This window comes from Moorena sp. SIO3E8, assembly GCF_010692445.1.
Classification (GTDB): Bacteria; Cyanobacteriota; Cyanobacteriia; order Cyanobacteriales; family Coleofasciculaceae; genus Moorena; species Moorena bouillonii.
Genome location: NZ_JAAHHM010000007.1, coordinates 1 through 13,490, shown reverse-complemented (window position 1 = coordinate 13,490; position 13,490 = coordinate 1). Strand labels below are relative to the sequence as shown.

Annotated in this window: 11 protein-coding genes and 1 pseudogene; 4 read left to right on the top strand and 8 right to left on the bottom strand. The window is 45.1% G+C overall.

What is annotated here, in order from left to right; genetic code table 11:
- Positions 1–4 precede the first annotated feature (4 nt).
- The gene (locus tag F6K46_RS04890) at positions 5–1,312 is read right to left on the bottom strand and encodes an FAD-binding oxidoreductase (protein ID WP_293053326.1); all 1,308 of its coding nucleotides are present in this window, start codon (positions 1,310–1,312) and stop codon (positions 5–7) included.
- Positions 1,313–1,474: 162 nt separating this feature from the next.
- Here F6K46_RS04890 and F6K46_RS04885 point away from each other — a divergent pair, with 162 nt between their 5' ends.
- On the top strand, positions 1,475–3,079 hold the full coding sequence (locus F6K46_RS04885; protein ID WP_293053328.1) for an FkbM family methyltransferase: 1,605 nt from the start codon (positions 1,475–1,477) through the stop codon (positions 3,077–3,079).
- 254 nt (positions 3,080–3,333) lie between these two features.
- On the opposite strand, the gene F6K46_RS04880 is transcribed toward F6K46_RS04885, so the two are convergent.
- The 4 genes from F6K46_RS04880 to tal form a co-directional block, all read right to left on the bottom strand.
- Entirely contained in the window at positions 3,334–4,695 is a 1,362-nt protein-coding gene (locus F6K46_RS04880; RefSeq protein WP_293053330.1) for a cobyrinate a,c-diamide synthase, read from the bottom strand.
- 93 nt (positions 4,696–4,788) lie between these two features.
- Positions 4,789–6,144 (bottom strand): glucose-6-phosphate dehydrogenase assembly protein OpcA, encoded by a 1,356-nt coding sequence (opcA, locus tag F6K46_RS04875; RefSeq protein ID WP_075902789.1) that lies wholly within the window; start codon positions 6,142–6,144, stop codon positions 4,789–4,791.
- 183 nt (positions 6,145–6,327) lie between these two features.
- Complete coding sequence (zwf, locus tag F6K46_RS04870; RefSeq protein WP_293053332.1) at positions 6,328–7,857, bottom strand: glucose-6-phosphate dehydrogenase; 1,530 nt, start codon at positions 7,855–7,857, stop codon at positions 6,328–6,330.
- 262 nt (positions 7,858–8,119) lie between these two features.
- Complete coding sequence (gene tal / locus F6K46_RS04865; protein WP_293053334.1) at positions 8,120–9,274, bottom strand: transaldolase; 1,155 nt, start codon at positions 9,272–9,274, stop codon at positions 8,120–8,122.
- A 161-nt stretch (positions 9,275–9,435) separates the two neighbouring features.
- Here tal and F6K46_RS04860 point away from each other — a divergent pair, with 161 nt between their 5' ends.
- The gene (locus F6K46_RS04860) at positions 9,436–9,765 is read left to right on the top strand and encodes a hypothetical protein (RefSeq protein ID WP_293053336.1); all 330 of its coding nucleotides are present in this window, start codon (positions 9,436–9,438) and stop codon (positions 9,763–9,765) included.
- On the opposite strand, the gene fbp is transcribed toward F6K46_RS04860, so the two are convergent.
- Positions 9,698–10,777 (bottom strand): class 1 fructose-bisphosphatase, encoded by a 1,080-nt coding sequence (gene fbp, locus F6K46_RS04855; RefSeq protein ID WP_075902797.1) that lies wholly within the window; start codon positions 10,775–10,777, stop codon positions 9,698–9,700. The two genes, F6K46_RS04860 and fbp, sit on opposite strands and share 68 nt — an antisense overlap.
- 244 nt (positions 10,778–11,021) lie before the next feature.
- On the opposite strand from fbp, the gene F6K46_RS04850 reads away from it, so the two are divergent.
- The gene (locus tag F6K46_RS04850; protein WP_075902799.1) at positions 11,022–12,104 is read left to right on the top strand and encodes an ATP-dependent 6-phosphofructokinase; all 1,083 of its coding nucleotides are present in this window, start codon (positions 11,022–11,024) and stop codon (positions 12,102–12,104) included.
- Positions 12,105–12,259: 155 nt separating this feature from the next.
- On the opposite strand, the gene F6K46_RS04845 is transcribed toward F6K46_RS04850, so the two are convergent.
- Positions 12,260–12,541: an RNA-binding protein gene (locus F6K46_RS04845; RefSeq protein WP_070394885.1), complete on the bottom strand. Its 282-nt coding sequence runs from the start codon at positions 12,539–12,541 to the stop codon at positions 12,260–12,262.
- Between the two features lie 328 nt (positions 12,542–12,869).
- Positions 12,870–13,088, bottom strand: a complete 219-nt coding sequence (locus tag F6K46_RS04840; protein WP_070394887.1) for a hypothetical protein — start codon at positions 13,086–13,088, stop codon at positions 12,870–12,872.
- 217 nt (positions 13,089–13,305) lie between these two features.
- On the opposite strand from F6K46_RS04840, the pseudogene F6K46_RS04835 reads away from it, so the two are divergent.
- A pseudogene (locus tag F6K46_RS04835) lies at positions 13,306–13,490 on the top strand (pyridoxamine 5'-phosphate oxidase); the annotation flags it as partial.

Below are 13,490 nucleotides of genomic sequence, written 5' to 3'. Positions count from 1 at the left end.
TAAATCAAATTCCTCCAATAAATCGACCAGGACTTAAAACATTTTCTGGGTCAAACTTTTGTTTAATTCCACGCATTACCTCTAATCCATTACCTTGATATCCCCAAACATCTAACTCCTGCTTCAAGGTTATGGGAGCTTCTAATACTGTCATAAATCCTTGTTCATTTTTACAAAAATTGCGCATAGTTTTAATCATTTCTGAACTAACTGCTTGGGATTCAAACCACACTTTACCTAAGCCACTTCTAACATGAATCAATCCCAATCCTCCTAAGCTTTCCAAGGTGTTCAATGTCTTAGCCGCAGCAGTTGGTAATACTCCTATTTTGCAGACAATTGTTGAGGATTGTCCCAATTTCCCAATTGAGTTTGCTAATGATTCCCATAGACTCGTGTCATCCCCGTTACTATAAAAACTATTGCGTAACCCTAACTGTTCCGCAACTGACTGTATTCGAGCACATTGCTCCTTGACACTGTCTGCTACACTTTGGAACCTTACCATCAATCCCATCTCCTGACCAATCCCTAATTCTGTGACTAACTTAGGGGATAATAAGTCTAGTGCTGTGGGAGTCAAGGCTGAGGCTAATACTGTTTTTACAGCTGAGGCAATTCCATCCATTTCACCTGTCAACACCATACTTGCTGATGCTTCTGGTATTGGATATAGCCGAAAGGTTGCCTGAGTGATAATTCCGAGGGTGCCATAGGAGCCAGTAAACAGCTTCATCAAATCATATCCAGCGACATTCTTTACCACTCGACCCCCGGCTTTAGCGATTTGTCCATCACTGCGGACAAAGGAAATGCCGAGCAACATATCCCGAACCCCTCCATAGCGTTGACTTAGGGAGCCACTGTCTGCGGTAGCAATAATACCTCCAATGGTTGCTTCTTGGGGATAAGCTGGATCTAATGCTAGAAATTGACCGGTTTTTGATAAAATAGCTTGTAAGTCAGCTAATTTAACTCCGGCTTCTACGGTAACTGTCAAGTCTCCTACGGCGTGGTCAATGATTTGGTTTAGGTGCTTGGTACTAACTACCACATCAATGTCTTTACCGATACCTCCCCAGCCTAATTTACTGCCGTTACCACAGGGGAGGAGATGATAATGTTGGGAATGAGCTAGACCTATGACTTGGGCTAGTTGCTCGGGTGTGCTAGGGTAAATGATACTCTTGGGAAGGGTGTCGGGAGCAATGGCTGGTTTGATTCGCTCTTGCCAGCTTGGGTCTAGGTTTTCCCAGGTGTAGATATTGGAATTTTCGACAATTGGTTCGAGGGTTGAAGCGATCGCATTCATAAAAGCTGACGGGGTTTGTTGATCAGATTGTGGGATAATCCATATAGTAATCGTAATGGATTGGTGAACAAAAATAGATCATTATCGTCTTTCCTATCACTCGATCACTGCGTGTTAGAGGGAAAAATAGGACAGCTAACCTTTTATTAAGAGAAAGTGGAAATGTCTGTCAATTATGCTGATTCCTATTGGCAATATCTCGAAAGTGCTGGTCTGAATCTGGATTCAGAGGCTTTATCTACTGTAGAGACCAGTATTGAAAGTACGTCTTGGGATAATCCGACTTCTGCTATAGAGTTGAACAACTGTGCGGTATTAGCATTAGTTGAAGCTGAGCAATATGAAAACTCATCCCTACGTGCCATGTATCTTGAGATGGCTTTTGATGCTTTGAATCAGGGAATTGAGTTGTCTGGTCATCCCCTGTGTGCTGCTCATTTAGCTTTAGTTTTCGCCATGACTGGAGAAATGGAGCAGGGGATACAAACAGCATTTCCAACGTTAATTAATACCCTACATCCTGCTGATATTAATGAGCAATCCATTCCTCTAGGACTAGTTTATCTACCTCCTGGAAATGACTTTACAGATAATCGGTATGAGCAATTGGCTCACATTCTAGACGCTGAGGATGGCTACGCTCAATCAATTTTTTTGTTAAGTGAGGTTTTATGTCGCTCACAATTGGTATTTTATAATGCTACGGGATTGCGATTTCTCCATCTTGCTGTTCAACTATTCTCCGATTCCCCCTCTATTCATTTAAAGTTGGGAATTGCTAGCCTGATCAATAGTCAATGGGAAGGATTATTTAATTTACACCAGGCTAAAAATTTGGCTCCATATTCTGCTAGGATTATACAATCCCTATACCTCGCTTATCGAGATTTAGGACAGATAGACTTAGCTAAGTATTGGCGAGATATCGGGCTAGCTAGGGCTGGCGAGATTAAGGACGAAAATTCGGATTTAATCGGGTTTGAATGGACTGAATTGGAGGTTGAAAGTCCATTTACTTATGTGACCTTTGAAGAGGAGTTACTATTAGCGGTTGAGCCAAGTCTCCGGAGTTTGGTGACAAGTGTGTTAATTGCTCAAGGAGACTGGTTTGAAAAAGAAATGGAGTTTTGGCGCAACTGGCTCCAACCTGGAATGACTGTTATTGATGTTGGTGCTAATGTGGGAGTCTACACTTTTAGTGCTGCTTTACGAGTAGGATCAGAAGGCTGTGTGCTAGCGGTTGAACCGTTTTCTGGTTGTGTTCGTTGTTTAGAAGAAACCTGTACTATTAATCAGTTAGACTGGGTGAAAGTGTGTGCAGGAGCAGCTAGCGATCGCAATGGTACAGCTCAACTGGCTCTTCATGGTGCGAGCGAACTTAATGAAATTGTTTCTAGTGATGAACAAGCAACTGTAAAATCTGGTAATTTTGAGGAAGTTTCCTGCTTTACTCTGGATAGTTTGATGGAGCAAGAAGCTATTAGCAAGGTTGATTTGTTTAAAATTGATGCAGAAGGTCACGAACTGCAAGTTTTAGCAGGGAGCAACAGGATTTTGACGGAATTTACCCCAACGATACTGTACGAAAATATTGCAGGGAGTCGGGGGAGTAACCTAGCTGTTGCTGATTTTCTCATATCCAAGAACTATCAACTATATCAATATCAGCCTTACCTAGGGCAGCTAATTCCGATAAATTCTAGGGAGGATTTACAAGGAAGACTGAATATTATTGCGTTGCCTGAAAATATAGCAAGGGAAGAATAGTTGAGGATATAGTATTTGGGTTTCAAGGGAACAGGGAACGGGGAACAGGGAACAGTGCTAATATTTGATGGTTTCGGTACTTCAATTCATTGTTGTCACTTCCGTTATTATTTTTTTGTACTGGTGGAATAGCTCATAAAAAAGTAGTTAAATAAGGCAAGAGGCAAGAGGCAAAAGGCAAGAGGCAAGAGGCAAATGTTGATTTGAGAAACTTTTAAAGAAGAAACTAGACTGATTGCCTATGTAGTCCTGAACTAGCTTGTCACTCCCTCAAAAGTGAACTGCTGACAGCGTTGCAAAAATCGCAGGGGAACCTCAAGACAACTACCCCAATGGAGATGAACATAGGAAGCATGGAGCTGATAGACTTGCCAACCTTCAACTCCAACCTTTCTCTGGTGATATCCCTGTAACTCAAATAAGGGATGGGAGGGCATGACTGTCAAGTGGGAGCGATGAAATTCATGTCCCCAAACCGTTGCTCCGACAGGTAACAATGGTCCATCGACCAAAGCAGTTGCCTGTCGATATCCTAAAGTAAGGGATTTTCCCATCACCGTAACCGTGGGTAATACCCCTACCATTGACCAAGATTTCCCGTCAAAATCTGTAATCTGCTCCCCTAAATACATCAATCCGCCACACTCAGCATAAGTGGGCATTCCTGACTCTATCGCTGTTCGCACTGACTCTCGCGCACTAGTATTTTCGGCGAGTTGCTCAGCAAAAACTTCTGGAAAACCACCACCAAAGTACATCCCTTGTATATCAGGAGGTAAAGTGGTATCGGTGAGGGGACTCCAATACACTAACTCTGCTCCTAGCTGTTCCAAACTATCGAGATTGTCTTGGTAATAGAAACTAAAAGCGCGATCGCATGCTACAGCAATTCGGATTAGAGCAGGTTGCTGGTTAGTAGAGGTTAGAGGTTGCTGGTGGCCAACCTTCAACTGTGAGTCAAGATGCTCCCAATTAAAGCAATTCTGTCCTAGATCAGCAAGTCGGTTAATCAAAGCATCCAGTTGAGTAATTTCAGCAGTAGGTATCAAGCCCAAGTGCCGATCGGGAATAGTTATATTATCCTGACGCTGTAGCTCTCCTAATACAGGAATGTGTAACGGTTCGAGAGCATCCTTCAGCAATTCCAAATGGCGTGAGCTTCCGACTCGATTCAAAACTACCCCAGCTATGGTAATCCTGGGATCGAAGGATTGATAGCCATATGCGATCGCAGCCACGGAACGAGATAACCGAGAGCAATCCAACACTAATAACACTGGCACGTCTAACAGCCGCGCTACATGAGCTGTGCTGGCAAAATCATCTTTTCCTGATGCTCCATCAAATAACCCCATCACCCCTTCAATCAGGGCATAATCTACTCCCTGGCAATGGCGATAAAAGCAATCTTTAACATAATCTTCAGAGGTTAATACTGGGTCTAAATTCCGACAAGGACGTCCCGTAACCCGCTGATGAAACATCGGGTCAATGTAATCCGGACCGACTTTAAAGGATTGAATTGTATAGTTACATCTGGATAAATACGATAATAGGGCGAGCGTAACTGTTGTTTTGCCCACCCCACTACGTTCACCAGCAATGATTAAAGCCATTGAAGAGTTGAAGGTTTAAGGTTTTAAGGTTAAAGTTTATGATCTCAACATTGAACGTGCAACTTGTTAACCTTCAACGCTTCTGTCAAACCTTCAACTTGTTACCGTCAACTTCAAAATTTCCTTGGTCACTGCCATACTTTCTTCGTATAGCATCTCCCGACCCCAGCGTTGTAATTGCTGAGAGAGCAAAAACTCTGTCTTCTGGTCAAACAAAGGCGATACCTGCTGAATGCGGCAAGACTGAGCCCCACCACCAGCTTCCATCCGCATACAACCAGTGGTTTGTGAACACAATACAGTGCAGCAATCAGCTTGCAGGTTGGTCGAACCCAAGCGCAGGCTAATCAAATCACCTGCCACATCTCCGACATCAGCTACCGGGATAGCTGCCAATTCTGCTTCTACAGGTTGCTGGTTGGGTCTGATAAATTTAACACGCCGCAGGTCGTAATCCCCACCCTCTTTGAGATCAGACTTGGGAACCCATTCTAAGCGAGACGCTAACCAACTGAGAAACATCAGTGCTTGAGCCTCATTCCCTTTTTGGTAATCAATGGTAACTTGATCAACTTCGTAGATTGCCCCACGACGTTCTGGTGGATCAAATGCTTCTGCGGTTAACTCTTGCCATGCTGCCAACCGTGCCCAATTCAGGTCAGCCACTGGTGTGCCCTGATTGATCAGCTCACACATTTGTGATAACTGTTCCTCTGGATTGCTAAAGCTACTTGAGTCAACAATGACGGTATTACTTAGCCCTGCTAAGCGTTGGAACAACCCATAATTAGGATCAGGAGTTCCCTTCCACCAGAGGAATTTCGGCAGTTCTGGTAACATCAATTCCGAAATGACACCACTAATCCGTTCCAAAGCAGCAGCGGTGCCAGTTAGGGTGATGTATTCACAACATATTAATGTACTCTGGCTTTGCTTTTGAATTGGGCAAGAGGCAGATACCTGAGCCTTAACCCCTTCATCTTCTCCGGCAATAGGACAAAGGGCAATAATGCGACAGGGGTTAGAGGCTGCGATCGCATCGGCAATTCCAAATCCTTCTAAATCACCGGAATACTCTAGCTTCTTCTGGGTCTGTCCCTTCTGGACAGATTCATTGTATTCTTCCCGTAGTTTTGCCTTAGTCGCCTCATCTGCTCTACCCGTTCTTTCCAATCCGTAGGCTTTCTGTGCTGCCTTGAGAGCAGCGACCATGCGCGGGCCTAGAATACCATCAATTGGACCGGAATAATATCCCAGTGCTGCTAATAGCTGCTGGGTTTCTTCCGGTTCATAAACCACTAAACTAAAGGTCGTTGCCCTGATCGCACTGGGAGAGTCACCGTTTTCACCATAGCTTTGCCAAATTTGACGCAGTTCCGCTTCAATTTCACCCAAGGAAACATCTTTGGGTGGTTGTATCGAAAGCAACGGAGGAGATTGTGTAGCCATAGCAATTCACTTGTTTTTTGTCAATAGTCATTACTCACTAGTCATTATAGGACTTAGGCAAATCCCGCAATTTAACGCTACCTGTAGGGTGGGCAAGGTTTTGCCCACCCTACCCATTGAGTCTGTGCGTAAGTCCTGATTAGTCAGTAGTCACTAGTCAGTAGTGACTACTGACTAACTAACTTAAAGTCTGCGCCAGCGACGTCCATCTCGATTAATTAGGTGTTCGGCTTCCTTCGGTTCCCAAGTTCCTGCTTCATACTGAGGTATGGATGCTGGATCAGCTGGACCATCCCAAGCTGCCAAGGCTGGTGTCACTACCCGCCAAGCTTCTTCCACTTCATCAGCACGGGTAAACAAGGTTTGATCCCCCAACATACAGTCAAGTAACAGCCGATTATAGGCATCAGCGGTTGCCACACCAAAGGAAGAACCGTAGCTAAAGTCCATATCTACGGTACGGGTGCGCAAATCTGGTCCTGGCCGTTTCGCCTCAAAACGCAGAGAAATTCCCTCATTGGGCTGCAAGCGCAGAGTTAAGACATTGGGGCTAGTCTGCTGAGCCGCAGATTTAAAAATCATTAGGGGAACTTTACGAAACTGAATGGAGATCTCACTGACCTTCTTCGGTAGTCGTTTCCCCGTGCGCAGGTAAAAGGGAACTCCTTGCCAGCGCCAGTTATCAATCAGTAGCTTTAGGGCGACATAGGTGGGAGTAGTGGAATTGGGGTCAACCCCTTTTTCTTCCCGATACCCAGGCACTTGTTTGCCTTTCATCCAACCTGCTGCATACTGACCCCGCACTGCTGAATTTTCTAGATTATGAATATCTGCCAGGTGAGTAGCTTGAATTACCTTGACCTTTTCAGTACGCATACTGTCAGCGTCCAGAGCATTGGGAGCTTCCATGGCCGTTAGGCAAAATAGCTGCATCAAATGGTTCTGCACCATATCCCGCAGTGCGCCGGATTTGTCGTAGTAACCTGCCCGTTCCTCTACCCCTACTGATTCGCCTACGGTAATCTGGATATGGTCAACAAACTGGCGATTCCAAAGAGGCTCAAAGATAGCATTACCAAAGCGAAACACTAACAGATTCTGAACTGTTTCTTTGCCCAGATAGTGGTCAATGCGGTAAATTTGCTCTTCCTTGCAGACTCTTTGTACCACTCGGTTAAGAGATTGAGCTGAACTTAAATCCTTCCCAAAAGGTTTCTCAATTACCAAGCGTTGCTTCATTGGGTCACTCAGCATTCCCGCTGCCCCCAATTGCTGGATGGCTTCTGTAAAGAATCTGGGAGCTACGGCTAAATAAAATACCCGGTTTCCCCGTGTTCCCCGTTTACCATCGAGTTCTGCCAAGAAGGCTTTCAGCTTCTGGTAACTTTCGGCTTTATCCATGTCACCGGAACAGTAAAACAGGCCATCGGCAAAGTCTTGCCACAACTCCTCCGATTGAATCCCGTCGGAAAATTCCTCAATTCCCTCCCGCATTTGTTCCCGGAAGTAGTCATGAGTCCAATCTCGACGGGCAACACCAACGATGGTAATTTCTGGTGGTAAGCGTCGTTCTCGTTTAAGCTGGTAAAGTGCTGGTACGAGCTTGCGTTTAGTCAAATCTCCGGACGCGCCATAAATCACCATAATCAATGGTTCTGGCGTGCGCTCCTGTTGCAAGCCCACTCTTAAGGGATTTTCTAGCAGAGTAACCATCTTTGCCTATTGAAGGTGATCAAGGTGAAGGTTAAAGGTTAAAGGTTAAAGGTTAAAGGTTAAAGGTTAAAGGTTATCAGGTTAAAGGTTAAAGGTTAAAGGTTGTTTTTGCTCAGGCGTCCCTTTTAGGGTAGGTTGAAGGGTGTTCGCGTAGCGTGGCCTAAAAGCCAAGGTTAAGACTTTACATTAGCTTTCTTACGAAGCTATTTTGTCACCCAACAACCTTCAACCTAAATTAACTGGCAACCTTCAACGTCTTCTATTACACCGTAGCCAATAGTTTGACTTTGCTTTCTAAAGATGATATTAAGGAATCAAAGGGCTTAACAAATTTAACGATCCCTTCCTCAAGTAATTCATCCATAACTTCGCTGAGATTGATATTGACATCAGGATCGTTAAGAGAGTTTATGGTTTGGTAAGCTTCTTCAACACCTGTCTCAATCCGACTTTCTGGGGAACAGTGATCGGCACAAGCTTCGATGGTATTGGGAGGCAGGGTGTTGACAGTATTAGGTCCAATGAGTTCATCAACATACATTACATCGCTGTAGGCAGGGTTTTTGGTGCTGGTGCTTGCCCACAATAACCGTTGTACCTGTGCACCTTTTGCTGATAGAGCTTTCCAGCGATCGCTTTGGATAATTTCTTTGTACTTCTGGTAGGCAACTTTAGCGTTAGCGATCGCAACTTTGCCTTCGATTCCCTTTAGCTTCTCTGTCACATTGGGGTCATCGCTCGCCGCACTTTTTTCCTCCAATTTGGCATCCACTTTGGTATCAATGCGGCTGAGGAAGAAACTAGCTACAGAAGCAATCTTGCTAATATCTTTCCCTTCTGCGGCTCGTTTTTCCAAACCCCGGATATAAGCCCAGAATGTCTCAACGTAGCTTTCTACAGAGAAGAGCAAGGTGACATTAACGTTGATGCCTTCACTGATAGCTTGCTCTACTGCGGGTAACCCTTCTGGGGTACCGGGAATCTTAATCATCACGTTTTCCCTACCAATAGCTTCGTAATAGCGTTGGGCTTCGGAAATCGTGCTTTGAGTATCTTTGGCGATAGTGGGTGGGACTTCAATGCTGACGTAACCATCTAACCCATTGGTTTGGTCGTAGACAGGTTTGAAGATATCACAAGCATTAGAAATGTCTTCAAATACCAGGGATTCGTAAATTTCCATCACCGACTTCTCGGCACGAATACCGGCTTCAATATCTGCATCGTAGATGGCATTGCCTGCGATCGCTTTTTCAAAAATTGCTGGGTTGGAGGTTATCCCACAAATTCCCCGGGTTTTAATCAGTTCTTTTAGTTCTCCAGACTCAATCAGCGTGCGGCTGAGATTATCCATCCAGATACTCTGACCATAATTTTTTTCAATCTGAAAAATCGGATTCTCGGCTGTCGTTGTCATTGCTTAGCTCCTTATGTGTTATTTTTCAAGGGTTTAAGGTTGTTCACCTTTCGGGTTCGGTGTAGGGTTGGTTGGTTGAAGGTTGAAGGTTGAAGGTTGGTTGGTTGAAGGTTGAAGGTTGGTTGGTTGAAGGTTTAAGGTTTAAGGTTTAAGGTTGAAGGTTGAAGGTTGGTTGGTTGAACGCGATCGCTTTCAACCAGTTAACCTTGGCCTTTGGCCACGCGATCGCTTTCAACCAGTTAACCTTGGCCTTTGGCCACGCGATCGCGTTCAACCGCTTAACCTTGGCCAAAAGGCCACGCGATCGCGTTCAACCTGTTAACCTTCAACCGCTTAACCTTCAACCGCTTAACCTTCAACCAGTTAACCTTCAACCGATTAACCTGCAACCGATTAACCTTCAACCGGTTAACCTTCAACCTTTTAACCCTGATCTACGTGCCCTGCCACTTCCAAATTTTCTTGCGCTTGCCTTGCCTTTTCCTCAATGAAGGACTTGACCAAAGCTACATCCTCTTTGCTGCCAATAATTAATGGAGTACGAGCATGGAGGGTTTTTGGCACAGTATCCAAAATGTCTTCGGTACCTGTACTGGCAGCGCCTCCGGCTTGTTCTATCAAAAAGGCTAGGGGAGAAGATTCGTATAGTAGACGCAACTTCCCTTCTGGTTTCTTAACAGTACCGGGATAAAGGAAGACACCGCCCTGATACAAGATGCGGTGAAAATCTCCCACTAATGCCCCGCCATAGCGAGCGGTATAGCCTTCATGGCGATGGACATAGCGAATATAGTCCCGTATGGATTCTTCCCACTGCCAGAAGTTTCCTTCATTGGTGCTATACACTGGGCCATGTTCTGGCACCTCAATGTTTTCCTTCGACAGGATAAACTCTCCCAAACTTGGGTCGAGGGTGAAGGCATGAACACCAGTACCGATGGAATACACCAGGATTGTGCTAGGACCATAGAGAACGTAGCCAGCAGCAATTTGCTTATGCCCGTTTTGGAGAAGATCACGGGCTTCCCCGTCTAGATCATCTCCTTCTTGCTTACGAATCGAAAAAATCGAACCAACATTCAAGTTCGTGTCGATATTGGAGGAACCATCAATGGGGTCATACAGCAGAGTGTAACGTCCAATTGGGCAATTCTCCGGGATATAGTAGGGTTTTTCCATTTCCTCGGAGGCCAAGCGACAGACGAGACCACTTTGCTTAAATACCGAGATGAAAACATCATTGGCATAGAGATCCATCCTTTTGACAGATTCACCCTGCACATTGACTTCACCCGTGAATCCTAACACCCCTTCCATCAAACCAGCTCGGCTCATGCGTTGAGCAATTAGCTTAGCAGCTAGGGCGATGCGATTCATGAGGGCACTTAGGTCTTGTGCCTCCATGGAAAAACTTTGGAGTTGCTCGAAAACGTGACGGGATAACGTTTTACAATCCCGATCCAGGGCTCTTTCTTGAGTTCTAGCTTCAGCTACCTCTGCCATAATTTTTGTCCTCCCTAGGTCTTAGGGCACGTGGTTTGTCAGAGATGTTGGTGTTCGCAAGAGTACCGATTGGCCCAGTGCCTAGTCCTCTTCACTCTCTATCTTAGGGAGGCATTTTTGATGATGCTTAATAACTTTAGAAGAAATACAGAAATCAAATCTTCACACCATTTTTCTTGTCTTGGAGCCTATACCTGAGGTCAAATTGATGTGAACATAGGCATTACAACCTTAAACGGAGATTATGGGAGAACGTAAACGCATTGGCATTCTCACCAGTGGTGGAGATTGTGCTGGTCTCAATGCGGTGATTCGAGCTGTGACTCACCGAGCTGTGGCTACTTACAACTGGGAGGTGCTTGGCATCTGTCGGGCTACTCAGGGGTTGATGCAAAATCCGCCTCAAGCGATTAACCTAACTTTGGACAAGGTTGATCGGATCTTGACTATGGGTGGTACAATGCTTGGCACTACTAACAAAGGCGACCCCTTTGCTTTTCCGATGCCAGATGGTACGCTATGCGATCGCAGCGCTGATATTGCTGATGGCTATCACCAACTGGGTCTAGACGGTCTAATTGGTATTGGGGGCGATGGTAGTTTGGCTATTTTGCGCAAACTTGCCCAACAAGGGGGGATGAAATTGGTAGGTATACCGAAGACTATCGATAATGACGTTGCCATTACCGAGCGCTCCATTGGGTTTGACACTGCCGTTAACATTGCCACCGAAGCTCTAGATCGCTTACATTTCACAGCGGCTAGCCACGACCGGGTGATGATTTTAGAAGTGATGGGGCGTGATGCTGGTCACATTGCTATCAGTGCTGGCATTGCAGGAGGGGCTGACGTTATTCTGATTCCAGAAATTCCTTATACCCTTGAGAATGTCTGCCACAAAATCAAGCAGCTTCAGGACCAAGGGCGAAACTTTTGTCTAATCGTGGTTTCCGAGGCGGTTCGCACTGCAAGCGGTGAGGTGCTTCAGAGTAATGTTGGATTTGGTGAATGTCGCTTAGGTGGTATTGGTCAATATCTAGCCCAAGAGATTTGTAATGCCATTGGAGCGGAAACGCGAGTTACAGTTCTTGGACACACCCAGCGGGGTGCCACTCCTTCACCCCTTGATCGCTTAATTGCCTCAGCCTTTGGTGTCGCAGCAGTTGACTTAATCGCCAATGAACGATATGACCAGATGGTTACATGGCAATATCGCCAGGTTGTCAGCGTACCGATTGAGGAAACCATTAAGCATTATCAAGCCGTCAATCCCAACGGAACTTTGGTCAGAACCGCTAGAGGATTGGGTATTTGTCTAGGAGATTAGACTGTTTTGATATCATGAACCTTTTAAGTACATGAATCTTGTTGACTGTTGACTGGTAGTGGTCAACGGTCAACGGTCAACGGTCAAATTCAGAACTCTTAAAGAACACTTAATCAGTTATACCGATTAGATGTTCAACAGCTTATTACCAGTTACTACCAGGAATTATTGCGCCGTGGAGCGTTACTACGATTTTCCCGAGGTCTGGCTTTATTGACCCTGATTCTACGTCCCATCCACTCAGCACCATCCAATTGATCTATAGCTGAGTCTTCTTGATCTGATTCTGTCATTTCCACAAAGGCAAACCCCCGCATTTTGCCGGTTTCACGGTCTGTGGGCATAACAACTCGTTTAACGGTGCCGTATTCTCCAAAAACTGTTTTTAAGTCGTCTTCGGTGGCTTGATAGGACAGGTTTCCGACGTAAATGGTCATGTCGATCGATGAGGCAGAACATAGAACTAAAGTTCAGAGGCACAGAATAACGGAGTACAACGTATTTTGGTTGCTCACGGTCATATCTGAGGAACCAGTGGTAAATTTCGACAGTGGGCAACCACCTCAGGGGGGGGAAGCAAAATCAAAGTTTTACCAAAGGAATCCACTGAACTTGTGAATACCGTTTCATGATAGCTCACTTACGGGATTATCAGTGGTTGTCTAGTTGACAGTATTTAATAATTCATCAAAAAAATGTCTTGGGGTGGTGCTTAAGCACCAATTAGACCCCAAACAACCACGCTAAATATAGTTGAATTAGCTCTTAATCAATGGAAATAGACTGCGGCCCTTTATTTTTATCATTTTCGCTTCTGTTATGACCATCTTTGTATATCTCAGAGCCATTTTGAGCCTCTAGCCAACTCTTGAGAGGATCATCTGAGAGATTCAGGCGGAACACTCCTGAAAAAAATCCGCCCAAAAAAGCGACAGGCTGCTGAGTAAATTCTTCAAAAATTGGTGTCAGTTCATTAAGGAACATGAGTTGATCTCCTGGTGCTGGTTGTGCTGCCAATAGTTGTATGGCTGATGAAATTGGGATTCTAATTGGGATTCTAACGTTTAGTCAGCCAACTTGGGGCTTGCTTCCATCCTGAGCTTGAAACTACCCTACATTTAGGTGCGACCCGTGGCGAATTTAATAATTAGATGCGGAAAGCGCACCTTTGCGCTATTTTATGGGCTATGTCTCAAAAAAAATGCCTATTGCTCTTTGGCGATCGCCCCTAGCTCGCGCACTCCACCGAAATCGGAGCCTAGCTTATGCTCGTTACTTTCAACTGGCAACGGTTGACCCCAAGGGCTATCCTGCTAACCGCACCGTAGTTTTTCGGGGTTTTTTGGACAACTCCAACCAACTCAAAGTTATTACCGATACCCGTAG